This window comes from Melghirimyces thermohalophilus (assembly GCF_900102685.1).
GTDB classification, from domain to species: domain Bacteria; phylum Bacillota; class Bacilli; order Thermoactinomycetales; family DSM-45169; genus Melghirimyces; species Melghirimyces thermohalophilus.
On sequence record NZ_FMZA01000004.1, the window covers coordinates 1 to 23,624 of the forward strand.

20 protein-coding genes and 1 riboswitch are annotated in these 23,624 nt (G+C 54.4%); of the genes, 4 read left to right on the forward strand and 16 right to left on the reverse strand.

Annotated features, from left to right (window positions below):
• On the reverse strand, window positions 1-503 hold a 503-nt coding region (locus BLP91_RS03530), incomplete at its 3' end, for an aldehyde dehydrogenase family protein (RefSeq protein ID WP_143003452.1).
• Between the two features lie 369 nt (window positions 504-872).
• Between BLP91_RS03530 and BLP91_RS03535 the strand changes: the two genes are divergently transcribed.
• Window positions 873-2,795: an alkaline phosphatase D family protein gene (locus BLP91_RS03535; RefSeq protein ID WP_091566752.1), complete on the forward strand. Its 1,923-nt coding sequence runs from the start codon at window positions 873-875 to the stop codon at window positions 2,793-2,795.
• A 54-nt stretch (window positions 2,796-2,849) separates the two neighbouring features.
• Here BLP91_RS03535 and BLP91_RS03540 read toward each other — a convergent pair whose 3' ends face one another.
• The 11 genes from BLP91_RS03540 to gcvT all read right to left on the reverse strand — a co-directional run bounded on the left by BLP91_RS03540 (window position 2,850) and on the right by gcvT (window position 15,350).
• Window positions 2,850-4,001 (reverse strand): acyl-CoA dehydrogenase family protein, encoded by a 1,152-nt coding sequence (locus tag BLP91_RS03540; protein ID WP_176757794.1) that lies wholly within the window; start codon window positions 3,999-4,001, stop codon window positions 2,850-2,852.
• Window positions 3,998-5,191 carry a CaiB/BaiF CoA transferase family protein gene (locus BLP91_RS03545; RefSeq protein WP_091566754.1) on the reverse strand — a complete coding sequence of 398 codons (1,194 nt, stop codon included), beginning with the start codon at window positions 5,189-5,191 and terminating at the stop codon, window positions 3,998-4,000. Before BLP91_RS03545 ends, BLP91_RS03540 begins: the two co-directional genes overlap by 4 nt.
• 2 nt (window positions 5,192-5,193) lie before the next feature.
• Window positions 5,194-5,970, reverse strand: a complete 777-nt coding sequence (locus tag BLP91_RS03550; protein ID WP_176757795.1) for an enoyl-CoA hydratase-related protein — start codon at window positions 5,968-5,970, stop codon at window positions 5,194-5,196.
• A 4-nt stretch (window positions 5,971-5,974) separates the two neighbouring features.
• Complete coding sequence (locus BLP91_RS03555) at window positions 5,975-7,126, reverse strand: thiolase family protein (protein WP_091566758.1); 1,152 nt, start codon at window positions 7,124-7,126, stop codon at window positions 5,975-5,977.
• 17 nt (window positions 7,127-7,143) lie between these two features.
• A complete protein-coding gene (locus tag BLP91_RS03560) occupies window positions 7,144-7,974 on the reverse strand; it encodes an SDR family NAD(P)-dependent oxidoreductase (RefSeq protein ID WP_091566760.1) in 831 nt (276 codons plus the stop codon).
• A gap of 69 nt (window positions 7,975-8,043) precedes the next feature.
• Window positions 8,044-9,879 carry an AMP-dependent synthetase/ligase gene (locus BLP91_RS03565; RefSeq protein WP_245662087.1) on the reverse strand — a complete coding sequence of 612 codons (1,836 nt, stop codon included), beginning with the start codon at window positions 9,877-9,879 and terminating at the stop codon, window positions 8,044-8,046.
• Between the two features lie 106 nt (window positions 9,880-9,985).
• On the reverse strand, window positions 9,986-10,330 hold the full coding sequence (locus BLP91_RS03570; protein ID WP_091566764.1) for an SCP2 sterol-binding domain-containing protein: 345 nt from the start codon (window positions 10,328-10,330) through the stop codon (window positions 9,986-9,988).
• A gap of 113 nt (window positions 10,331-10,443) precedes the next feature.
• Window positions 10,444-11,073, reverse strand: a complete 630-nt coding sequence (locus tag BLP91_RS03575; RefSeq protein ID WP_091566769.1) for a TetR/AcrR family transcriptional regulator — start codon at window positions 11,071-11,073, stop codon at window positions 10,444-10,446.
• Window positions 11,074-11,417: 344 nt separating this feature from the next.
• A complete protein-coding gene (gene gcvPB, locus BLP91_RS03580; protein WP_091566771.1) occupies window positions 11,418-12,875 on the reverse strand; it encodes an aminomethyl-transferring glycine dehydrogenase subunit GcvPB in 1,458 nt (485 codons plus the stop codon).
• Window positions 12,872-14,218, reverse strand: coding sequence for an aminomethyl-transferring glycine dehydrogenase subunit GcvPA (gene gcvPA / locus BLP91_RS03585; RefSeq protein WP_091566773.1), 1,347 nt, complete (start codon window positions 14,216-14,218; stop codon window positions 12,872-12,874). The genes gcvPB and gcvPA overlap by 4 nt, the downstream gene beginning before the upstream one ends.
• Before the next feature lie 34 nt (window positions 14,219-14,252).
• Complete coding sequence (gcvT, locus tag BLP91_RS03590; RefSeq protein WP_091566775.1) at window positions 14,253-15,350, reverse strand: glycine cleavage system aminomethyltransferase GcvT; 1,098 nt, start codon at window positions 15,348-15,350, stop codon at window positions 14,253-14,255.
• 136 nt (window positions 15,351-15,486) lie between these two features.
• Window positions 15,487-15,579: riboswitch (glycine riboswitch) on the reverse strand.
• A gap of 132 nt (window positions 15,580-15,711) precedes the next feature.
• Between gcvT and BLP91_RS03595 the strand changes: the two genes are divergently transcribed.
• From BLP91_RS03595 to BLP91_RS03605, 3 genes are all read left to right on the forward strand, one after another.
• Window positions 15,712-17,433 carry a DEAD/DEAH box helicase gene (locus tag BLP91_RS03595; protein WP_091566777.1) on the forward strand — a complete coding sequence of 574 codons (1,722 nt, stop codon included), beginning with the start codon at window positions 15,712-15,714 and terminating at the stop codon, window positions 17,431-17,433.
• The gene (locus BLP91_RS03600; RefSeq protein ID WP_091566779.1) at window positions 17,414-18,238 is read left to right on the forward strand and encodes a YqhG family protein; all 825 of its coding nucleotides are present in this window, start codon (window positions 17,414-17,416) and stop codon (window positions 18,236-18,238) included. Before BLP91_RS03595 ends, BLP91_RS03600 begins: the two co-directional genes overlap by 20 nt.
• Window positions 18,239-18,410: 172 nt before the next feature.
• Complete coding sequence (locus BLP91_RS03605; protein ID WP_091566781.1) at window positions 18,411-19,619, forward strand: helix-turn-helix domain-containing protein; 1,209 nt, start codon at window positions 18,411-18,413, stop codon at window positions 19,617-19,619.
• Window positions 19,620-19,801: 182 nt separating this feature from the next.
• On the opposite strand, the gene nagB is transcribed toward BLP91_RS03605, so the two are convergent.
• From nagB to BLP91_RS03625, 4 genes are all read right to left on the reverse strand, one after another.
• Window positions 19,802-20,554, reverse strand: a complete 753-nt coding sequence (nagB, locus tag BLP91_RS03610; RefSeq protein WP_091567055.1) for a glucosamine-6-phosphate deaminase — start codon at window positions 20,552-20,554, stop codon at window positions 19,802-19,804.
• 98 nt (window positions 20,555-20,652) lie between these two features.
• On the reverse strand, window positions 20,653-21,501 hold the full coding sequence (locus BLP91_RS03615; RefSeq protein WP_091566783.1) for an SDR family oxidoreductase: 849 nt from the start codon (window positions 21,499-21,501) through the stop codon (window positions 20,653-20,655).
• A gap of 7 nt (window positions 21,502-21,508) precedes the next feature.
• The gene (uxuA, locus tag BLP91_RS03620; RefSeq protein ID WP_091566785.1) at window positions 21,509-22,570 is read right to left on the reverse strand and encodes a mannonate dehydratase; all 1,062 of its coding nucleotides are present in this window, start codon (window positions 22,568-22,570) and stop codon (window positions 21,509-21,511) included.
• Window positions 22,571-22,588: 18 nt separating this feature from the next.
• Window positions 22,589-23,611, reverse strand: coding sequence for a zinc-binding alcohol dehydrogenase family protein (locus BLP91_RS03625; RefSeq protein ID WP_091567057.1), 1,023 nt, complete (start codon window positions 23,609-23,611; stop codon window positions 22,589-22,591).
• Window positions 23,612-23,624 lie beyond the last annotated feature (13 nt).

Below are 23,624 nucleotides of genomic sequence, written 5' to 3' on the forward strand. Positions count from 1 at the left end.
GGGATGATCTGTCCCACGACGCCGATCGGCTCCTTGATGTGCATGGAAACGGTCTTAGCGTCGATTTCCGATACGCCGCCTTCTTCCCCGCGGATGACGCCGGCGAAGTAGCGGAAGTGATCCGCGGCTAAGGGGACGTCGGCCGCCAAAGCTTCCCGGATCGGTTTTCCGTTATCCCAGGTTTCCGACAGAGCCAATTTCTCCCGGTTCTCTTCGATCCGGTCAGCAATTTGCAGGAGGATGCGGCTGCGCTTGGCTACCGGTGTTTTCCCCCATTTTTCCCTTGCCTCATGGGCTTTTCTTACCGCCAAATCGATATCTTCTTTCTTGGAGCGAGGCACACGGGTGAACACCTTGCCATCCACCGGGGATGGATTGTCAAAGTACTCGCCTCCGACAGGGGCCACCCACTCGCCTCCGATGAAGTTTTCGTACTGGGACTTGTACTGCACCAGACTACCTTCGGCGTTAGGCTTCTTGTAACTGGACAGAGCCACACTCATCCCATTCATTCCTCCTCTGTGCAGGATTGAGGCAAAGGGACCGTTATCATTTGTCCCACCTTTTCCTTTCGACAGCATCATGGGAACTCCTTCCCCGGAGGAGAAAATTTATTTCTACTATCACTTCACAAACCGTGAAATTTACCGATGGATCGATTGGCGGTTCTATACAGGGGATGTCCCTTCCTGTGTCGAATAGCTAGAAACGTTGCAAAAAGCTAACGGTGGCACTTACTCAATTTCATTTGAGTGACAAGCGCAGTGGCACTTCTTTTTCAAGGATTTTTAATGTTCTATAGGATCAGAGTTCATATTTCTCCGGTACATTTGAGTGGTTGATATTTGATTCGATCCGAGGAGGGTTTAAAAATGAGTGATGATCTCATCACCGGACACAACCGTTCAAATACCTCCGGTGCCTTCGACCGCGGAAGGAGGGTTTTTCTGAAGTCGCTGTTGGCCGGTTCAGCACTGGTGGTTCTGGACCAGTTGGGGGGACGCCATCTCACCGATGCGCTGGTCCGTGCCGGTAAATCCGCCACCCACTCCTTACCCCGCTACCAACCCCGCCATCATCCAGGACAGGGATTTGGCCAGTCGGTCGCCGCCGGTGATCCCACCTCTTCCGGTGCTATTCTGTGGACCCGGATCGATCCGGAGCTGGTCCCTGGAATCCGTGCCGCCGATTACGATCCAGCCCTGGTGCAATGGTTGGACGGTGCTTCCGATTCCCCGCAGGATGCGGTTCGTCGGGCCATCGACGACGGAACCTTTGTCATGGTGGAGATTGCGACCACCCGAGATTTCTCCCAGGTAGCCCTCCGGGGATACACCCCAATCTGGCGAGATTACGATAACGTAGTCAAGGTGGATACCGACGGACGGCTGGCACCACAGAAAACCTACTATTACCGCTTCATCACCAAAACTGGCCACGTCAGCCCCATCGGCCGCTTCCGCACGTTGGCCTCTAAGGAATCCCATTTGGACTCCCTCCGGTTCGCTTATGTAAGCTGCCAGGACTATACTAACGGCTATTACCATGCCCTCCGCTTTGCCGCCGAAGAAGAAGTCGATTTTGTCATTCACCTGGGAGACTATATCTATGAATCAGTAGGTGATCCCTCCTACCAAAACCCGCTGCCCGACCGCCAGATCCGATTGCCCAGCGGCCAACCCAAAGCGTTCACGATTGAGGACTACCGCACCTTATATCGAACCTATAAATCGGATCCCGACTTGAGAAAGCTCCATGAACGTCACGCGATGATCTCCATCTGGGACGATCATGAGTTTGCCAATGACGCCTACTATCCGGCGGTCGCCCCGGACGACAGTCTTAAATCCCATCCGGACCGACGCCAGATCGCCAACCGGGTCTGGTTTGAATATACCCCGGCCCGGATTCAGTTTGACCCCGGCAAAAGCTTTAAGGATTCGATTCGGATCTATCGATCCATTCAGGTCGGCAACCTAGCGGAATTTATTTTTACCGATGAACGGCTCTACCGCAGCTCCCACCCTTGCGGGGAAGAAACGTTGGACCGATATTTCAGCGCCGGCTGCCCCCGGATGTACGATCCGGCGCAAACGATGCTGGGAGCCGGGGTATCCCAACAGAAGGAATGGTTTCTCCACCGGATAAAAAACTCCGACTCCCTCTGGAAAATATGGGGAAACGAAGTGCAATTCACCCCTCTGAAAGCCTTGACCCGCTATGTTAACTTGGATGCCTGGGACGGTTTTGCCGGGGAACGGAAAGAAATCACCCAGACACTCAAAGATGCCGGTATTAAAAATTTCATCACCATCACCGGGGATCTGCACACCTTTGAAGCCAATCTAATCATGGAAGATTACCAAAAGGATCCCGACGATGCGGCAGTCGGCATCGAATTTATGGTTGGCTCCGTCACCTCCTCCAACCTGAGCGAAATGATTTACCAGGCGGCAACCAACACCGCCCTGGGAGCTCATTCCAATCCGCTTCCCTTGGAGGCGATCCAAGAAATCATCCGCAGGATCCTGGGGGTTACGACACCCTTGACCCGATCCTTAGTCGATTTTGTGGTAGACAAACTGAATGGGATCATCCAGACGGAAAACCCCTGGATCAAGTTGTTTAACAGCACCACCCACGGCTATTGCGTGATGGAACTGACACCGTATAAGGCGACCTGGACCGCCTACAGCGTCGACGACACCAAATCCCGGGATGCTGGTGACAAATCCCTTCTGTTTCAATGCGAAGTTCCCAAAGACCAGGCCCGCATCCGGATCTTGAACCCATGATCGATGCCAAAGCAAAAACCAGCCTTCCCCATCGCCGCGGGGAAGGCTGGTTTTTTACTCCGCTTCCATCAGTTTGCTCATCACCAATTTCTGAATCTGGGTGGTTCCTTCGTAAATGCTGAGGATCTTGGCATCCCGCATCCATTTTTCCAAGGGGTAATCCCGCATATACCCATATCCGCCGAGGATCTGAACGGCATGGGTGGTCACCTCCATCGCCGTCTCGGCGGCAAAGGCTTTGGCCATGCTCCCCTCCATGGCCGAAGATTCCCCCCGGTCCGCCTTTTCCGCCGCTCGCCAGACCAACAGACGAGCAGCGTCGATTTTGGTTTTCATATCGGCCAGCAGAAAGGCGATCGACTGGTTTTTAAAAATAGGTTTGCCAAACTGTTTTCGTTCTTTGGCGTAACCCAGAGCGTACTCATAGGCGGCGCGGGCCACGCCGACGGCTCCGGCGCCGACCATCGGCCGGGAATCCTCCAGCATTTTCATGGCGTACAGAAAACCCATATTCTCCTCACCAAGCAGAAACTCCCGGGGAAGACGGACCCCCTCCAGGATCACATCGCCGGTATGGGAGGCTCGCTGTCCCATCTTCCGTTCCTTTTTCCCGGGCGAGATACCGGGTCGGTCTGCCGGAACCAGAAACAAGGAGATCCCGTAAGCCCCTTTCTCCGGTTTTGTTTTGGCAAAAACCAGATAGAGATCGGCAATCCCACCATTGGTGATAAAACATTTGCGACCGTTGAGCACCCATTCGTCCCCATCAGCCACGGCCCGGGTTCGGATGGAACCGAAATCAGACCCCGCTTCCGGTTCTGTCAAACAGACCGCCCCCAACCGGGCCGCATCCGGGTCGCACAGATAGCGGAGCCAATGCCGCTTCTGCTCCTCATCCCCGAATCGGTAAATCAGCCCGGCGGCCAGCGCTGTCACTCCGAAGGAAGTGCTGATTCCCGCACATCCCCAAAATAACTCCTCGGAGAGGATACAGGAAGTGAGCAGGCTATCCACACCGCCGCCCCCATATGTCTCCGGAAAACGATAGGTGATCAGGCCGGCCCGGTGGGCCTTTTCATAGACAAACCGAGGAAAGCTCTCCTTCTCATCATATTCCGGTGCCGCAGGCCGCATTTCTTCCCTTGCAAACCTTCGCGCTAATTGAGTCAGTTCCCGTTGCTCATCGGTCAACGTAAAGGATATCATCCCGGGTTCACTCCTCCACTGATCACCTTTTCCCGGACCAAGCGAGCGATTTCCTCCTGGGAACAGCCGGCTTCCGCCAACCGTTCTTCGGTATGCTCGCCCAGTCGGGGAGCCGAGGCCACCTGGGGACCCGGTCCCTCCTCCCGCAGGGTTCCTCCATTGGGCAACAGAGTCGACGGCATCTTTCTCTCGGAGAAGACAGCCCGACGATCCTTGGCGAGACGGGAGTCAACCGCTTCGGAAAGGGAGAGTACCGGTGTGAGACAACAGTCGGCCTCCCTGCCGATCCGAGTCCACTCCTCCCGGGTTCGGGAACGGAAGAGCGCCTGCACTTCCCGGTAAAGATCCGGATCCGCCACAATCGGCGTCAACCCTCGTTCTTTCCATTCCGGGCGGTTTACCGCATCGGCAAACCGATTCCAAAACTTCGGTTCCAACGCTCCCAATGCCATATATTGGTTGTCCGCCGTCTCGTACAGGTTATATCCGACCACCCCGCCCCCCAGCACATGATTCCCCCGGGAAACGGGATGGCCCGACTGTTGCAAAGACAGGGCATAAGCTTGCCATCCGTAAAGAACATCCACCATGGAAATGTCCAGAACGGTACCCTCACCAGTCTGCAAGCGGTGCACCCAGGCGGCCAGAATTTGCTCGCTGGCCGCCAATCCGCCGGCCAAGTCGGCGATCTGAACGGAAGGGATCCCGGGCGGCTCACCGAGGCGACCCACCCCGTCCAGCACCCCTGTCAGCGCGTTGTAGTTGAGGTCGTGACCGGCCATCTGGGCCATCTTTCCCTCCTGGCCGTAACCCGTCACCGAGCAGTAGATCAAAGACGGGTTGATTTGGGTGAGAGTAGCGGCATCCAAGCCCCAGCTCGCCATCACGCCGGGCCGGAAGCTCTCCACCACCACATCGGCTTCCACCACCAGACGGCGGAGCAGCTCCTGACCCTCCGGTCTCCGATAATCGAGGGCTAAGCTTCGTTTGTTGCGGTTGATCATCTGGAAGAGAAACCCATTCTTTTCCCCGGTAGGAGGCAGGTGACGAAGAGGGTCACCTGCCTTCGGCTCCTCCACCTTGACCACGTCGGCGCCCATATCCGCCAGTCGCAAGGTGGCGTAGGGACCCGGGAGGTACCGGGAAAGATCCAACACCCTCATACCGCTCAACAGAGTTTGTCGGTGCATCACTACCGTCCCTTAAAGGCAGGTTCCTGCTTGGTGAAAAAGGCTTGGATGCCCTCTGCGGCATCTTCCGAGCTGGCAACCCGGAGCATCTCCTCCGCTTCCTGCTCCAAACCATTCTCGATGGAGCCCTCCATTCCTCGGTCAACCGAACGGAGAATTCCTTCCATCGCCAAGGGGGCAGAGAGACGGGCCAGTTGAGCGGCTCGTTCAAAGGCCGCTTCCCGCAGCTGATCATGGGGAAACACTTCATTGACCAATCCGCAAGCTTTCGCTTCCTCGGCCTGCATCTCTTCTCCACTCAACAGCAATTGAAGGGCTTTCCGTTTCCCGATCAGCCGGGGCAACCGTTGCGTTCCCCCATAACCGGGGATGATCCCCAACTTCACCTCCGGCAGCCCAATCCGAGCCTGGTCCGAAGCAAAGGCCAGGTGGCAGGCCATTTGCAGCTCATTGCCACCGCCCAAGGCACGTCCGTTTAACACCGCGATCACCGGTTTGGGGAAAGACTCGATCCGGCGAAAAAGATCGTGTGCCCGCTGTATCGCTGCCCGAGGTCCTCCTTCAAGCTGACCGAACTCACTGATGTCTGCACCGGCAGAAAAAGCTCGATCCCCGTCACCGGTCAACAAGATCACTCGCGTCTCTTCGTCCTTCTCCAGAGTATCCAGGATCTCACCCAACTCCATCAGAGCCGACACACTCAAGGTATTTAAAGGCGGCCGTTGGATCGTCACCGTCGTGACCCGCTCCCTGGTTTCCGTCACAAAGTTTTCCCACATGCGGTTATTCCTCCCTCTCCAAGATGGTGGAGATGGCCATCCCGAACCCGATACACATGGTGGCCAGTCCATAACGAGCGTCCCGACGTTCCATCTCGTTCAAAAGAGTCGCCGTGATCCGGGCTCCGCTGGCTCCCAGAGGGTGTCCCAGAGCGATGGCGCCCCCGTTGACGTTCACCTTTTCCCAAGGAATTCCCGTCTCCCTCTGCCACGCGAGCACCACAGAAGCGAATGCTTCATTCACCTCAAAAAGGTCGATATCCTCTTTTCTCAAGCCCGCTTTTTGCAACACGCGTTTGGTACAGGGGATCACGCCGGTCAACATGATCGTGGGATCCACTCCAGCCGTCGCCGTCGCCACCACCCGAGCACGAGGCCGCAACCCCAGCTCCTCCGCTTTTTTCCGAGAGGAGAGGAGAACAGCAGCTGCTCCATCGGTGATCTGACTGGAGTTACCCGCGGTTACCACACCATCGGGCCGGAAGGAAGGTGTCAAGCCGGACATTTTTTCTACCGTCGTATCCGCTCGAGGGGTTTCATCCGCTTCCATCAGGAAGGTTTCCCCGTCTTCATTTTCCGCCTCCACCGGCAGGATTTCATTATCAAAGCGGCCTTCCTGCTGGGCTTGAAGCGCCTTCTGATGGCTTTCATAAGAGAACTGATCCAAAGATTCCCGGGACAGCTCCCATTTTTCAGCGATCATTTCCGCAGAGAAACCTTGGGGAATGATCGAATACCGATCGGTCAACCGATCGCTAAAGTTGCCGCCGTCGGAGCCCATCGGCACACGGCTCATATTTTCCACCCCAGCGGCTATCGTCAGCTCCCCCATCCCGGCCATAATCTCATGTGCTGACTGATTGAGCGTCTCCAAGCTGGAACCGCACATCCGATTGGAACTCACCCCGCACACTTCTACAGGAAAACCGGCGATCAAGGGGGCCATGCGGCCGATGTTGTACCCCTGCTCTCCAACTTGAGTGACACAACCCATTTTGACATCTTCGATTTCACCTGGGTCCAGTTGGTTTTTTTGTACCAGTTTGGACAGAAGATCGGCCGCCAGTTCATCAGGACGTCTCTGGCTTAAACTCCCCTTTTTCCGCCCCATCGGTGTGCGGACAGCATCAAGGATCACCGCATCATGTGCGTTCATAGTAAAGGCTCCTTTCCTCAAAAGGTGAACAGTTCAATTCCACCGGACACATTTAGTTCAATTCCAGTGAGGTAACGAGCATGATCCGAGGCTAAAAAGCAGATGGCATTGGCAATATCCTCCGGTTCCCCCGGCTTTTTAAATGCGGTCCTCTCAATCATACGTTCCCGCATGTCGGGATTGGTCATCTGGAAAGCTTCTGTGTTAATCACACCGGGTACGATGGCGTTCACATTAATGTTGTATTTGGCACCTTCCAGAGCCATGCTCTTGGTGAAACCGATAATACCTGCTTTGGTCGCGGAGTAGCTGGCCTGGCCAAAGCCGCCCAGAGTACCGGCGACGGAAGCCATGTTAATGATCCGTCCCCCCTGCTGTTCCTTCATGATCGGCCAGACTTCCTTGGTGGTGTTATAGGCCCCGGTCAGGTTTACCTTCAGATCCCGCTCCCAAAACTCATCGTTCTGGTGTTCGATTCGCGACACATGGTCGAGGGTGCCGGCATTGTTGACCAGGATATGAATCCCGCCCATCTCTTCTTTCACTTTTTGAAACACCTCAGCCACCTGTTTCCGGTTGGTCACATCCATCTGAATCGCCATCGACCGTCGGCCCATCTCTTGGATCTCTTGGGCGGTTTTCTCCGTGTAGACCACACCGGTGGATTGCATCACTTGACTCATGGGACCAAAGCGAGCCGCCACCTCTTCATTTTCTCCGCTTTCCAGCAAAATGTCCGTAATCACCACGTCGGCTCCAGCCCGGGCCAGCGCCAGAGCATCTGCCCGGCCCAAGCCACGGGAAGCCCCGGTCACCAACGCCACTTTTCCTTCCAGTGAGTAAGACATGTAAAAACCTCCTCGAAATGAATGAATACTCAGTCATAATTAGCTAAAAAGGGTTTTGAACAGAATCGATCAGCTCTGCCCGGTTGTCGCCGCCGCCTGGGCGTCGGCATAGGCTTCTTCAATCAGATCGGCGTATTTCTCTTCCACCACTTTCAACCGGACTTTCAAGGTAGGAGTTAATTCGCCGCTGTCAACCGTCCATTCTTTTGCACACACCTTCACCTGTTTCGGTTGTTCAAAGGCGGCAAACCCTTTGGTAAGCCTTTTCACTTCACTTTCCAACAACGCCTGCACCTTGGGGTGGCCAGCTAAATTTTCCGGATCTTGCTCTGGTAAGCCTTGCTTTTTCGCCCACGGAAGCAAATTCTCATAATCAGGCACCACCAAGGAAATGACAAATTTGCGCCCATTGCCTATCAAAACAGAATTTTCGATGTATGGGCTGTTGTTGATAGCGTTCTCCACCGGTTGGGGGGCCACATTTTTCCCAGTGGCGAGCACCAGGATATTTTTTTTCCGGTCGACGACCTTGAGATAACCATCTTCATCCAACTCCCCTAAATCCCCCGTATGGAGCCAACCTTTTTGAATCGTCTTTGCGGTAGCCTCCTCGTTTTTGTAATATCCCTTCATCACGCTGGGCCCTTTCACCAGAATCTCGCCATCCTCCGCAATTTTGACTTCCAGATTGGGCAGCGGCCGGCCCACAGAACCGATGCGAGGTCGTAACATCGGGTTGGATGCGATGACAGGCGATGTCTCCGTCAGACCGTATCCTTCCAACACCGGCATATCCACCGACCAGAAGAAATCCGTGATCTCCGGGTTTAAGGGAGCTCCACCGGAAACCATCCCCCGAAGATTCCCGCCGAGGCGATCCTTGATCTTTTGAAAGACGAGCCGATTGGCCAGCTCAAATTTCCGCTTGAGTTGGGGAGGGAGCGGATCCCCCAGAATCAACTGATCGACCCGGGCGCGCAAGAGGTGTTCATAACGTTGTCTGCCCACGTCCACCGCCCAGTTGAAAATCTTTTTCCTGAGCGGTGTCCCCGACTCAATCTGTTCCTGTACACGGGCGTGCACCTTTTCAAACAGGCGCGGTACGCTGGTCAACACCGTAGGTCGAACTTCCAGCAGATTCTCCTCAATCTGATCGATCCCCTCAGCGTAAGCGATGGTCGCCCCCACCTTCAAGGGGACAAACTGTCCTGCCATCCGTTCGAAGACGTGGGATAAAGGCAGGTAGGACAAGGTGACATCCTCAGGTACCAGTTCGATCACCCAGAAGTTGACGCCTTCGGTGTTGGAGATAAAATTGTTATGGCTTAGCATCACCCCTTTGGGCGGACCGGTCGTTCCCGAGGTGTGAATGATCGTGACCAGCTGATCCCCATCGATTTGTTGCCATTCTTGCTCCCAACCGGGCAGTGGGTGATCCACCCCTTCCTTACGCAGGGAATCAAAGGAGAGCACCCGATCCCCATCGGAAAAACCGGCCTCCGGCTTCATCAAAACGATAAATTCCAGCTCCACTTCAGTGGAACGGATTTTCCGGAGCTGTTCCTTGTTTTCCACGATGGCTCCCCGGCAGTCAGCATTTTTTAAAATATAAGCGGTCTGCTCCGCCGTCTGGGTCGGATAGATAGGAACGCTGACCGCACCGATACTGGCGATCGCCAAATCGGAAATCGGCCACATCGGATTGTTTTCGGACAAGAGAGCCACCTTATCATCGAAACCGATCCCTAAGTGCGCTAGACCGGCAGCCGCTTCTTTCACCTGCCTCCACATCTCCCCATAGGTGATCGACTGATAAGCTGCCCCGCTCTTATACATTAAGGCATCCTTATCCGAAAAACGATCAACGGTTTTCGCTACCATGTCCAACAGATTTTTAGGCTTCATCATTAAGCCTCCATTCATCTTGGACTTTCACGCCTCACCAGAATTAACGATCTCTGCAGACACGGCTTTCAACGCTTTCAAATATTCCGACTAAAAAGAGACCCGTTTACTTCTTATATTGGTTCAGGACACTTTGCAGTTTCATCGCTTGACCCATGTTCCCTTTTACTTTCAGTTTCCCACTCATAAAAGCAGCCGTGGGATTCAAATTGCCAAGCAGCATCTCTTTAAAATCCTCTGCTTTCATCTGAATGGTACAGTCCGCTTCATGAGGGGTTCCCTGTTCCGCCTTGGCGCTCCCCTGGGACAACTGCAGCTGGAAAACCTCCTGCTCCTCCCCGGAAAGATCAAATTGGTATACCGTGTCCATGCCTTCAATCGGTTTCGGATCCTCCTGCAGACGGCTTTCAATTTCTGCAAACACTTGTGTCACGCTCATATCAACGCTCATGAGTCATTCTCCTTTCAAATCAGCGATTCCGTTTGATAGCGTTTTCTTTTACACACAGGGATACCCCCGGTGCCCGGATCACTACACGCACCGGTATCCGAAACTCCGAGGGCTTATCGGGAGAGGGGAGTACGGCCCATCGCCAAGGAAGTAAAAGAGCCGACTGTGATCCGGTTGAGCAGGCGGGCCACCGGCTCCACTTCTGCCTCGTCAGAAACCATCAAATGTTGGATGATTACTTCATTGATCGCACCCACCATCGCCTGGGAGGCCATTTTCATCTCCTGTTCGGAAACCGTCTCGGGAAGCACACCCCGGACGGTTTCATAGATTACCGCGGCGAACCGGTTATGGGCTTTGCGGCGGACCTCTTCCACTTCCTCGCTGACGCCCACAGAAGCGACCAGTAACACTTGTGTAATCGGTTTATGTTGTTTGCAGAGTTCCATGTAACGCCGAATGCCCGCATACCCTTTATAAGCCACGCGCTTCTCCTTCAGGATCGCCTTTTCCACTTCTTGCAGAAACTCATCGGCTAGCTGCTCAAACAGCGTGGACAACAGTTCCTCTTTGCTGTGAAAAAAATTGTAGAAGGTGGTTTTGGAAACGCGGGCTACCTCCACTACATCCAAGATAGAAGTTTCTTTAAACCCCTTCGGCGAAGCGAACAGAGTCATGGCCGCAAACAACAGTTTTTCCCTCGCATGTTCTGGCAGCTGCTTCATGGACAACAATGATTGCATCCCCTACACTCCCATCCGATACCAGTACGTATTCGTATTATAGACATGGGCCTAACGGTCTGTCAATATGAAATAGTCAAAAAATATGATCCTCCTCTTATAAGAGAAACGCCAAGGGTTATCGATCGAATAAAGTCTTCTTCCCTTCATGGAGGTGCGTACGGCTTATGGGGTATAAACACGGTTGCAAGCAAGTTTCGCTTCCTCCATATTCCTATTCCAATCTATCTCCTCCTCTTCACCCCCTTTTTATGAAGATATTGGAAAGGGGGACACATGATGCGAGAAAGGTTGTATTGAAATCCCCCCGCTGCTAAGGCGAGGGGGGATTTTTGGTTACAGGATCAATTCTCTTTCTGCCAGCGGAGCACCGGTTTGCGGGCGGCGGTCACTTCATCGAGGCGTTTCACCGGGGTGTGGTAAGGGGCTTCCTGTACCGTCTCCGGATCTTCTTCCGCCTCTTTGGTGATCTCGATCATCGCCTCGACAAAACGGTCCAGTGTTTCCTTGCTCTCTGTCTCCGTCGGCTCGATCATCATACATTCATCGACGATGAGCGGAAAATAGACCGTCGGTGGATGGATGCCGAAGTCCAGTAAACGTTTAGCCATATCCAAGGTGCGAACTCCCAGCTTCTTCTGCCGAACGCCAGACAGCACAAATTCGTGTTTGCACCCCTGGGGATAAGGCATCTCGAAGTGAGGTTCCAAGCATTTCATCAGGTAGTTGGCGTTCAGGACCGCATCCTCCGACACCCTGCGGAGGCCCTCCGGCCCCATGGTCCGAATATAAGTGTAAGCCCGAACCAACATGCCGAAGTTGCCGTGGAATCCCTTCACCCGGCCGATGGTTTGGGGAAAATCGTCCTTCAACACGTATCCCTCTTCCCCGCGATCTACCACCGGCACCGGCAGGAAGGGAACCAACACACCCTTCACGCCGACGGGACCAGAGCCCGGCCCACCGCCGCCGTGGGGAGTGGTAAAGGTTTTGTGCAAGTTCAGATGGACCACGTCAAAACCCATGTCCCCCGGTCGGCTTTTGCCCAGGATCGCATTGGCGTTGGCGCCGTCGTAGTAGAGGAGGCCGCCGGCTTCGTGAACGATATCGGCGATCTCTTTGATCTCCTTTTCAAACAGCCCCAAGGTATTGGGGTTGGTCAGCATCAGCGCAGCGGTATCTGGACCCACCACCTGCTTCAAGTCTTCTACACTGACCAAGCCTTTTTCATTGGACTTCACTGTCACCGCCTCAAACCCGGCCACCCTGGCACTGGCTGGGTTGGTCCCGTGGGCGGAGTCGGGAACGATCACCTTGTTGCGACCGCTTTCCCCCCGACTGCGATGGTAGGCTTTGATCATCATCAGACCGGTCCACTCGCCCTGCGCTCCGGCGGCGGGTTGTAGCGTTACCCGGTCCATGCCGGTGATTTCCGCCAGGTCCTCTTGCAGCTCATACATCAACTGCAACGCCCCCTGTACCGTCTCCTCCGGCTGCGCGGGATGGATCTGGGCAAAACCGGGATAACGGGCGACATCCTCGTGGATCTTAGGGTTGTATTTCATCGTGCAGGAGCCCAGCGGGTAAAATCCGTTATCGATGCCGTGATTGCGGCGGGATAATTCCGTGTAGTGGCGGATGAGATCCAGTTCGGACACTTCGGGCAGTTCCGCCGGGGATGTGCGAAGCATCTCCTCCGGAACCGCGTCCGAGGCCGCTTCAGGAACATCGGATTCCGGCAGGCTGTATGCGGTTCGGCCCGGCTTGCTCAATTCGAAGATCAGTGCTTTTGCTTCGCTCATGCCAATCCCTCCAGTACTCGAACCAGCTCGTCAATCTCCTCACGGGTCCGCATATCAGTAACAGCGATCAGGACCGCATTCTCCAACTCCGGATAATCCCGGGCCAGGTCGTAGCCGCCGATGATGCCTGCCTCCAGCAGCTTCCGGTTCACTTCCGCTACCGGGCGGTCGAGATGTAGCGCAAACTCATTGAAGAATGGACGATCAAACAGAGGCGTGACTCCAGCCACCTGGCTCAGCCGTTTCCGGGCGTAATGGGCTTTATCCAAATTCAGTTTGGCCAACTGCTGTAAGCCCTTCTTGCCGAGGGCGGTCATCCAAACAGATGCGGCCAGGGCATTCAACGCCTGGTTGGAGCAGATGTTGGAGGTGGCTTTTTCCCGGCGTATATGCTGTTCTCGCGCTTGCAGCGTCAGCACAAAACCGCGCACGCCATCTTCATCTGTCGTCTGACCAACGATGCGGCCAGGCACTTTCCGCATCAGCTTTCGGGTCACCGCAAAAAATCCGCAGTGAGGTCCGCCAAACTGGACCGGGATGCCCATCGGTTGTGCATCACCCACCACGATATCAGCCCCGTATTCCCCCGGAGGTTTTAACAAACCCAGGGAGATGGGGTTGGCGCTGACGATGAAGAGCCCCTTGTGGGCATGGGCGATTGGCTCTACCCGGGACAGATCCTCCAAGTTGCCGAAAAAGTTGGGGGATTGCACGATGACAGCGGCGGTATCAGCATCCGATGCCTTTTCAAGTTCCTTGAGGTCGGTGACACCGTCCCGGCAGGGGATCTCCTGTACTTCCAGGCCGAGACCCTCCGCTTGGGTGAACAGGATCTGCCGGGCCTCCGGATGCACCGCACGGGAAATGAGCACCTTGTTCTTGCGGGCTACTGCGGAGGCCACCCCGGCGGCCTCCGCCAGGGCCGTCACTCCGTCATACATGGACGAGTTGGCCACTTCCATCCCAGTCAGCTCGCAGATCATCGATTGAAACTCAAAAATCGCCTGCAGTTCCCCTTGACTGATTTCCGGTTGATAGGGCGTATAAGCGGTGTAAAATTCCGAACGGGAGATCACATGGTCAACCACGCTGGGAATGTAGTGTTCATAGGCACCCGCTCCCAGAAAAGATGGGTACTGGTCCAAGGACCAGTTTTTTCCGGCCAGCTGCTTCATGTGCCGGGTTAGGACCGGTTCCGACATCGATTTCGGGATATTGAGGGAGCCTTGAAAACGGACACTCTCCGGAATGTCATCGAAGAGCTGATCGACGGATTGGATACCGAGCACCTTGAGCATCTCCCGTCGATCCGCCTCGGTCATGGGCAAATATCGATAATTCATCCCGACTCCTCCTCAGGAAAGGTTCCGATCTCGTTTACTGCTTTGACCGTTGATAGAAAGGGGTTTTTACGATTTTTGCCGGGATGCGTTTTCCCCGGATATCCACGTCCACTTCATTTCCCAGTTGGGCGTGTTCAGACTGAAGCAGAGCTAGGCCCATGTTCTTTTTCAAGGTGGGGGATTGGGTTCCTGAAGTGATCTCGCCCACTTCCTCTTCTCCAACATAGACAGGATAGTGGGAACGAGGGATCCCCCGTCCGATCATTTCCAGACCGACCAGTTTTCGGGGTGGGCCTTCTTCCTTCTGTTTGGCCAATACTTCGCGACCGATGAAATCCCCTTTCCCCGGCTTGACAGCAAACCCGAGTCCAGCTTCCACCGGTGTGATGCTGGCGGAAAGCTCGTTACCGTACAGGGCCAGCCGCGCTTCAAACCGAAGGGTATCCCGGGCGCCCAAGCCACAAGGGGCCACCCCTTCTTCTTCTCCTGCTTCTAGAATGCGTTTCCATAATACGGGGGCATCCTCCGCCGGCAAATAAATTTCAAAACCATCCTCGCCGGTGTACCCGGTCCGAGAGACCAGACCCCGGACGTCACCTAAACGCACCTCTTCCTGGAAGTGGAAGGGTTTGATCGATGCCAGATCCGTCTCCGTCAACTTTTGCAGGATCGTTTCCGCCTGAGGCCCCTGCAGGGCTAGTAGGGCAGTTTCATCGGAAACATTGGTGACTCTCACATTCCCCGTGGCATGCTTACGGATCCACTCCACATCTTTTTCGATATTGGCGGCGTTGATCACCAACAGATAGCGCTCATCGCTTCTCTTATAGACCAACAGATCATCCACGGTGCCGCCGTCGGGATAACACATGGCGGTATACTGGATTCGTCCGGATTCCAGGGTGGACACATCATTGGTCATCAGCTGTTGGAGCAGCGCCAACGCATCGGGGCCCGTCACTTCCACCTCACCCATGTGGGATACATCGAAGAGTCCGGCGCGAGTGCGCACCCGCTCGTGTTCCGCCTTGATCCCGGAAAATTGAACCGGCATTTCCCAACCGCCAAAGGGCACCAGTTTGGCCTCATCCTTATAGACGGGATACAGCGGTGTTCGCTTCAATTGGGACACAACCTTCACCTCCGCTGAATATTAAGATGCTGAATGATCCTCGATCCGTCACCCCTGTCGCCTAACCTGAGAGTTCAACCCGAAATCTCGAGCTTGCCCCTTGGGTGGCCGCAAATCGCGGCACTTTCCAGGGAAACGTCCGACGGGCCTCCTTTTGCCTGAGAGATTCGCCGGGCAACCGGCTTGCTCCTTCGGCGCCACCAACTGTGGTCTCTCCTCCCGTCATCAACCGCTTTGGAACAAAGGAATTCTATTTTATTGTGCCATAGTTGGCCCCTTAATTCGACACTTTGGCTCGATTTACATAAGGAGACGAAAATCTTTCCATACTAATTTGGAAAAAGGGTGGAGGTGCTGCAGGATGAAAACCGTTCCGATTCGGATGGACCGACGGTGGCTGACTCAATTTCAGGAACGTTTGGAGACTGATCAGGGCTGGTCTGACCCTGAGGGATTCGAACTAGCTCTAGAAGCGGCGAAAGCCCAACAAATCCCCGATTTTGACAGCCTTCGCTGTCAAGCCTTTCTCCAGGGATTCACCCCTCTTCCTCATCAGCTGGAAACGGCGCGACGAGTACTGGGGGAGATGCACGGCCGGGCGATTTTGGCCGATGAAGTCGGACTGGGTAAAACCATCGAAGCTGGACTGATCCTGAAGGAATACTTAGTGCGCGACTTGGTTAAAAACGCACTGATCCTGGTTCCTTCTTCCCTGGTTTTACAGTGGACTCGGGAGTTGAATCAGAAGTTTCAAATCCCCGCCGTCGCGCAAAAAAAAGCTTGGATGTGGGACAAATACGATATTCTTGTCGCCTCCATCGATACCGCAAAACGGGACCCGCACCGAGCCAAGGTGTTGGAGCGCCATTATGATATGTTGATCATCGATGAAGCCCACAAGTTGAAAAATCGGCGCACAAAAAATTATCGATTCGTCAAGGAAATTCGCAAGAAATACGCCTTGCTCCTGACAGCCACACCGGTGCAAAACGAGCTAAACGAACTGTACAACCTGGTCAACCTGTTGAAGCCCGGACAGCTGGGTCAGCAACAAGTATTCAGCACCCAATATGTCGCCGGCAAACGATTGGCCAAAAACGAAGAAAAATTGCGGGAAGAGGTCCACCGGGTGATGATTCGCAATCGGCGGAACGACGGAAATGTTCACTTCACCCGTCGACATGTGGAAACGGTACCCATCATTCTATCCCCGTCAGAGCGAAGGCTTTATGAGGGGATCACTCATTTTGTCAAAGACCAGTACAGAAAAGGCGGATCGATCAAGAGCCTTCTCTCTCTGATCACGCTGCAACGGGAAGTCTGCAGCAGCCGCGATGCCGCCTTTCCCACCCTGTTCAAGCTGTTGAAAAAGGGGGTGGAAGGCAAGGAAGACCTCCCGCCAGACGTCTACCGGCTTGTCAACTTGCTGCGGGATGTGGACAAGCAATCCAAGGTGGAAGAGGCGGTGAAGCTGGCCCGTGCCACCGAGGGAAAAATGATCATATTCACCGAATACCGGGCCACTCAGGATCTACTCCTCAGAAGCCTGGCCGAGGAAGAGATCCCGGCCGTCCCCTACCGAGGTGGATTTGCCCGTAATAAAAAGGATTGGATGATGGAGCTGTTCCGCACCCGAGCCCAAGTGATGGTGGCGACAGAAGCCGGCGGCGAAGGAATCAACCTGCAATTCTGCCACCATATCATCAATTACGATCTTCCCTGGAACCCGATGCGGGTGGAACAGCGGATCGGCCGCGTCCATCGCCTGGGACAGGAAAAGGATGTCACGATCTACAATTTTGCCACCCAGGACACGATTGAAGAGCATATTTTATGGCTCCTTCATGAGAAAATCGATATGTTTCGCTCCGTGATCGGGGATATCGAAACGATCCTTGCGGAAATGGGCGACCAAGCCGATATGGAACAAAGCCTGATGAAAATTATGTTGGAAGCAGAAGGGGACCGGGATCTCCGCCGGCGGTTGGACCATCTCGGAGAAAATTTTGATCAGGCACGGCAAGAAGCCCGCGCCAAACAACAGAAACGGGACGTGTTGCTGGATGGAACCCAACCAAGTTAAATCCTTCGCACAACGGTATTTGGACGCCTACAACTGCCGGGTGATCGAGCAGACGCCGGACTGGGTGGAGACGGAACTCTCCATTGAAGCGGACCAAGACTTGGTCCACCGCCCTTTTTATTGGATGTATGTCGAAAAGATGGGCTTGGCACCCCAGACAGTCACCTTGACTTGGTTTTTTGATGCGAAGAAAGCCCCGACCGATCGACGGGCGGAACTTTTAAGCTTCGGTTCCTCCCGATTTAATCAAATGTTGCAATCCGCCCAGAAGCGCGGACGGTTTGCTCGTCTTTTTGAGGATCGACCTTCACCTGTGCGCAGCCGATCCACATCCAAACCCTACGAGCCCTGGCTGGGAATCAATTATCGGGTCTCCTACATCTGTGACATGAAAAAAGACGAAATTCTCCCCTTCGGCATCCACCTGCGAACCGGGGACATCCAGGAAAACTTTTATCCTCGGATCCGATCCCGCAACTGGACTTCTGTCATGCCCGCACATCGCCACATTCTCCCTAATCTGCTGTCCATCCCGGAAGCAGTCGGAGAATTGGAATACAACCTTCAGGGGTACATCGAACATCAGGACCTATCCTGGGCGAAAAGGGCCAAAGAACGACTGGATCGAGAGATGCAACAGCTTCACGCCTATTATCCGGAAGAATGGCGGATGAGCGATGAGCTTCACGATGAGAAGAAACAACGAATCCGGGAAACTGTCTGGCAATACCACCCCCGGATCGAAGTGGAGGTGATCAATGCAGGGCTTTTTTATTTGGACGCGGATCATCCGGTGATTGACTGACAAAACACTCACCTTTTGTAAAGGGTTTATTAAGATTTGTTTTCCTCTCTCTATATTTAAGAGAGAAACCCTATCACCTTCCATCGCCACATGCTATCTTTAAAAGAACATCTCTCATTTCATGCGGGCAAACATTCCTTTGACATAGACAGGAACGTGGAGGTGGAACTCATTGTCGACCGAGATCGCTCAACAGCTGAAACAGGCGAGGATGGCAGCCGGCTTAACCCTGGACGAACTGCAGGACCTCACCCGAATCTCCCGTGGAGAGCTGGCCGCTTTGGAAAACGGGAAGTTCGAACAGTTGCCCGGACCCTTCTACGTCCGGGCATATCTACGTGCCTATGCCACCAAGGTAGGATTGGAACCCACCCCGCTGTTGAATCAGTACCGGCCGACAGACCCACAACCCAGCGCAGGGGCAAAAACATCGACGTCCCACTGGGAAAGCGGGAACCAACCCCGTACCACCGGCCCCCAGCCCCGTGCCGCTGGGGATCACCCCAGAATAACCGGAGGCCAACCCCGTTTCTCTGGAAAACAATCAGGGGGAGACAGTCAACCAACTCAGCGGTTTACCGGCAATCAAGCCAGCCTGACTGGGCGTCACCCCCGCGTGACCGATGATCGGTCCCGGTGGAACAGGGGCAACCGCCGTTCCACCGGGAGTCAACCCCGCATCACTGGGAGCCAGCGCCGGGTGACCGGCAGTCAACCCGCTGTCTCCAACCCCCTGTCCGGGGTGAATGATCATCATCCGTACCGGACCACCCCAACTGTCACCTCGACAGAACACAAAAAACCAGATTCCGTCTCCACCTCCCCAGCCTCCGATTCCCACACACCTTCCACTACAGTGGAAGAGAAGCCCAGCCGTTCCATACCGGGCCGCAGAAAAATTCGTCACATCGCCTCCAGCTTCCGCTGGCCGGCATGGGTAGCCGCGATCGGGGCATTGCTGCTGATTCCTCTGGGCCTGTGGATGGGCGGTATGTTGTCAGGAATCGGGAGTACATCGGCTGGATCCCCTTCCGAAAACCAAGCGGTGACCGATGATGCAGACGCCTATACACCGGAAGGGATGGCCCTGGTTAGCCGGGACGATCAGAAAAGTGTTTACGAAATGGCCAATAACCAAGACCTGCTGTTGGAGGTCAAAGCCGATGACACCTGCTGGGTCCAGGTTAAAGAAAATGAAGAGGGTGGTTATCTGAAAGATATCACCCTGGAAAAAGGGGATCCCCCCTTCCGGTTTACCCACCCGAAAAATGTAACCACTGACCTCTGGATCTACCTTGGCTCTCCTAAAGACGCGAAGGTGCAAATCAACGGACAAAAAATAAATGCCTCAAAGGTCATCCATATCAAGAAAGTGCGTTGAACTTTCCGAGATACAGAAACAGCTGGGCCTGACCAACAGGCGCCCAGCTGTTTCTGTATTTCAGTAAATCCAACAGTTCTCTCAGTTGTTCCTAAATAGAATAACGGGGATCGTCACCAACCATCTAGACGAAGGGGTCGTACTGTACCGTTTGGCGATAAACACGCTGTATTCATGTTTGTTTAACGAAATCGCTGAAGGAGCTCCTCCTCCACCAGAGACAAGGCATCCTGATCCGCAATCACCTGTGCCCGGGGGTGACGCTTCAGGACACTCGCCGGCAGCTGCTCGCTTACCTCCTGCTGCAACATCGACCGCATCACCGGCGCTTTACTAGTTCCGCTGGCCAACAGCAGGATTTCTCGGCTTTTCATAATCGTGCCGATGCCCATCGTGATAGCGTGGGTGGGCACTTCCTCCTGCTCGGAAAAGAAGCGTGCGTTTGCGCGGCGCGTCGATTCCGCAAGCTGAACCACACGGGTGGTTGAATCAAAGGGGGTTCCCGGTTCATTAAAGCCGATATGCCCGTTCACGCCAATCCCTAACAGCTGCAGATCGATGCCCCCTTGTTGCTGAATCATCTCCTCATAGCGGCGACATTCCGCTTCCGGATCGGCAGCTTTTCCATCGGGTATGTGGGTCTTGTTGGGCTGGAGATCCACCCACCGGAAGAGGTGTTCCTCCATGTATGCATGGTAGCTTTGGGGGTGATCTGGGGCTAAGCCCAAGTATTCATCGAGATTGAAGGTCTGAATTTCACGGTAACTGGTGCCATGATCCAAGTGATCCTGGACCATATTTCGATAAACGCCTACCGGCGTTCCCCCAGTAGCCAAACCCAAGCGCAGTCGCCGATTGTCCTTCACCCTCTGCAACAATATTTGGGCTGCTTTTTGACACAACTCTTCGTAATCCTTTACCTGGATGATTTTCATCGACATCCTGATCCTCCTGTTACAAACTGACCCTAGTGTACCATATTTGACCCCACCCTTCCCTATTTCCATCTTACCTCAGGGACTGATTCTTCTGTTTACACCCCAGAATAAGCCATAAACCCCCCGTCAACTGGAACGGTGATACCCGTGACAAAGCCGGACATCTCTTCATCAGCCAACCATAACAGCGTACCGAGGAGGTCCTCTGGCCGGCCAAACCGACGCATCGGGGTATGGGAGAGGATCTTGTGGGACCGGTCTGTGAGCGAGCCGTCTTCTTCCGTCAATAAACGCCGGTTTTGTTCGGTCAGGAAAAAACCGGGGGCGATGGCATTGACCCGGATCCCCACATCAGCCATATGGACCGCCAACCATTGGGTCAGATTATCGATACCGGCTTTGGCCGCACTGTAGGCCGGCACCTTCGTCATCGGACTGGGGGCACTCATCGATGACATATTGATCACCGTCGCTCCCCGGCGGTCGATCATTCGTCTCGAAAACACCTGCGTCGGAATCCATGTTCCCAATAAATTTAAATCAAAGACGAAGCGAAAGTGATCCTCCGCTAAATCAAAAAAGGTTCGAAGTCCGGCGTCCGCCAAGTCTTCCCATTTCAGCGTCTCCTTGGTGGTCGTAACCTCGGGATGGTTGCCGCCGGCTCCGTTGATGAGGATGTCACACCCTCCCCATTCCTCGCTCATCCTCTCTTCCGCCTGTTCCACACTCTTCTTATCCAATACATCACAAGGGATCGCCAGGGCATTCCCGCCAGCCTGTCTGATCTGCTCTGCCACCTGTTCACCCTTAGCCGGGGTGCGATTTAAAATGGCCACCTTCACTCCTTGCCGACCCAGCTCCTTTGCCATGGCGCGGCAGAGCACGCCGCTTCCACCAGTGATCGCTGCCACTTTACCCCTCAGGTTTTGATGCTGACCCAACATCCCTCTCCTACTCCCTTCTTTGCAAACTGTCCCAAATCCCCCACAAGTACATGATGCCAAGAGCCCGGTCGTACAGGCCGTAACCCGGCCGGCAAGATTCATTCCAGATATGCCGACCATGATCAGGACGGACGTAGCCGGTATAGCCGATATCATGGTACGCTTTGACGATCTCATAAATATCGAGGGAGCCGTCTGTGACTCGGTGGGACGTCTCCACAAAATCGCCGTTTTCAAAGATCTTCACATTGCGAATATGAGCAAAGGGAATGCGGTCCGCAAACTCTCTCACCATCTGCGCCACATCGTTGTCCGGATCAGCCCCCAAGGAGCCGCTGCATAGGGTGATTCCGTTATAGGGGCTGTCCACTATCTGCAACAGACGACGGATATTGTCCTGATTAGTGATGATGCGCGGCAGACCGAAGACAGACCATGGTGGATCATCTGGATGGATCGCCATTCGGACCCCATTTCGTTCCGCGACCGGGATGATTTTTTCCAGGAAATACTGCAGATGGGCCCACAAGTCCTCTGCGGTCACACCTTGATAAGCCTGTAACAGGCTTATCAAATCTTGTAGACGCTCCGGTTCCCAGCCAGGCATGGTAAAAGTGGGATCACCGGCGATCTCTTCGACGAGGGCTGCAGGATCCATCCCTTCCACTTTCGCCCGTTCATAAAACAAGGCCGTCGACCCATCGGGCAACTCTTTGTCCAATTGGGTGCGCGTCCAATCAAACACCGGCATGAAGTTGTAGCAGATCACCTTGACACCGACTTGGGCCAACTTTTCAATCGTCCGTTGATAATTTTCTATATAAGTCTCTCTGGTCGGCAGTCCCAGCTTAATATCCTCATGAACATTGACGCTCTCCACCACATCGATATGAAGACCGTGACGGTCCGCTGCTCGTTTAACTTTCAGAATCTGATCCATCGGCCACTCCGCACCTGCCGGTTGATCGTGGAGAGCCCATACAATCCCCTCGGTTCCGGGGATTTGCCTGATCTGATCCAAGCTTACAGTATCATTTGATTCACCAAACCACCGAAATGTCATCTTCATCGTTTATTCCTCCATCGCTCACTCGTTGACATGTAAAAGGACTTTGCGTACACGGTTCGGCTCATTCTCGATCAGGCGGACGGCCGATTGGATCTCCTCCATGGGAAAGTGATGGCTGATCATCTCTCCGGGCTGGATGGTCCCATCGTTAAACCATTGCACCACTTGTGGGAATTGGTCCGTCTGCAAACGGGATCCGGCAATGGTCAGCTCCTTTTTTGTCATATCTACTTGGGTTAGTTGCGATGGCTGCTCACTAAAACCGAGGGTGACCACCCGGCCAGCAACCGACGCCACGTGAACCGCATCTTCCACCAATGTCGGCGAACCGACAGCATCGATCACTATGTTGGCACCCATTTGTTGAGTAAGGCGTAATACTTCAGCACACACGTCGACGGATGCCGCGTGGATAGTGTGATCGGCCCCCCATTGGCGGGCAAAGGCCAGCCGCTCCTCGCTGAGGTCGGAGATGATACAGATAGCCCCTTTTGCTTTGGCGATGTTGAGGCAACAGAGCCCCGTCGGGCCGGCCCCGATAATAAAAACCACATCCCCTTTTTGTACGCCGCCGCGCCAGTTGGCTTGCGCTCCGATCGTGAAAGGCTCGACCAACGCCGCTTCGGAAATGTCCACATGATCGGTGAGGCGATGCAGATTGCGAACGGGCAGCACCATATACTCCTGACAACCCCCGTCCCGGTGGACGCCGTATACTTGCAGCTTTTCACAGACATTCGCTCGTCCGATCCGGCAAGCATAACATTCACCACAGGAGCAAATCGGCTCCAATACCACTCGATCCCCCAGACACACCTCGGTCACCCCGCTGCCGACAGCCTCCACCACACCAGCCACTTCATGTCCGATCACCCGCGGATAGACAGCCATCGGATTGCTGCCGTGAATGATGTGTAAGTCGGAGCCGCAGATACCGACCCTTTTCACCTGGATCAAGACCTCATCCGCCCGCTGAATTGCAGGCATCTCTTTTTCGATCGGTTGAATCGTTCCCGGCTCAGTCACTTGGAATGCTCTCATCATCCTTCATCCC

Bases quoted from the DNA above. Each gene is read 5' to 3' on its own strand.
- BLP91_RS03535 (WP_091566752.1), top strand. From the start codon at position 873: ATGAGTGATGATCTCATCACCGGACACAACCGTTCAAATACCTCCGGT.
- uxuA (WP_091566785.1), bottom strand. From the start codon at position 22,570: ATGAAGATGACATTTCGGTGGTTTGGTGAATCAAATGATACTGTAAGC.
- BLP91_RS03600 (WP_091566779.1), top strand. From the start codon at position 17,414: ATGGAACCCAACCAAGTTAAATCCTTCGCACAACGGTATTTGGACGCC.
- gcvPB (WP_091566771.1), bottom strand. From the start codon at position 12,875: ATGAGCGAAGCAAAAGCACTGATCTTCGAATTGAGCAAGCCGGGCCGA.
- BLP91_RS03625 (WP_091567057.1), bottom strand. From the start codon at position 23,611: ATGAGAGCATTCCAAGTGACTGAGCCGGGAACGATTCAACCGATCGAA.
- BLP91_RS03560 (WP_091566760.1), bottom strand. From the start codon at position 7,974: ATGTCTTACTCACTGGAAGGAAAAGTGGCGTTGGTGACCGGGGCTTCC.
- BLP91_RS03540 (WP_176757794.1), bottom strand. From the start codon at position 4,001: ATGATATCCTTTACGTTGACCGATGAGCAACGGGAACTGACTCAATTA.
- BLP91_RS03570 (WP_091566764.1), bottom strand. From the start codon at position 10,330: ATGAGCGTTGATATGAGCGTGACACAAGTGTTTGCAGAAATTGAAAGC.
- BLP91_RS03565 (WP_245662087.1), bottom strand. From the start codon at position 9,879: ATGAAGCCTAAAAATCTGTTGGACATGGTAGCGAAAACCGTTGATCGT.
- BLP91_RS03545 (WP_091566754.1), bottom strand. From the start codon at position 5,191: ATGCACCGACAAACTCTGTTGAGCGGTATGAGGGTGTTGGATCTTTCC.
- BLP91_RS03550 (WP_176757795.1), bottom strand. From the start codon at position 5,970: ATGTGGGAAAACTTTGTGACGGAAACCAGGGAGCGGGTCACGACGGTG.
- BLP91_RS03555 (WP_091566758.1), bottom strand. From the start codon at position 7,126: ATGAACGCACATGATGCGGTGATCCTTGATGCTGTCCGCACACCGATG.
- BLP91_RS03615 (WP_091566783.1), bottom strand. From the start codon at position 21,501: ATGTTGGGTCAGCATCAAAACCTGAGGGGTAAAGTGGCAGCGATCACT.
- BLP91_RS03595 (WP_091566777.1), top strand. From the start codon at position 15,712: ATGAAAACCGTTCCGATTCGGATGGACCGACGGTGGCTGACTCAATTT.
- gcvPA (WP_091566773.1), bottom strand. From the start codon at position 14,218: ATGAATTATCGATATTTGCCCATGACCGAGGCGGATCGACGGGAGATG.
- BLP91_RS03575 (WP_091566769.1), bottom strand. From the start codon at position 11,073: ATGCAATCATTGTTGTCCATGAAGCAGCTGCCAGAACATGCGAGGGAA.
- nagB (WP_091567055.1), bottom strand. From the start codon at position 20,554: ATGAAAATCATCCAGGTAAAGGATTACGAAGAGTTGTGTCAAAAAGCA.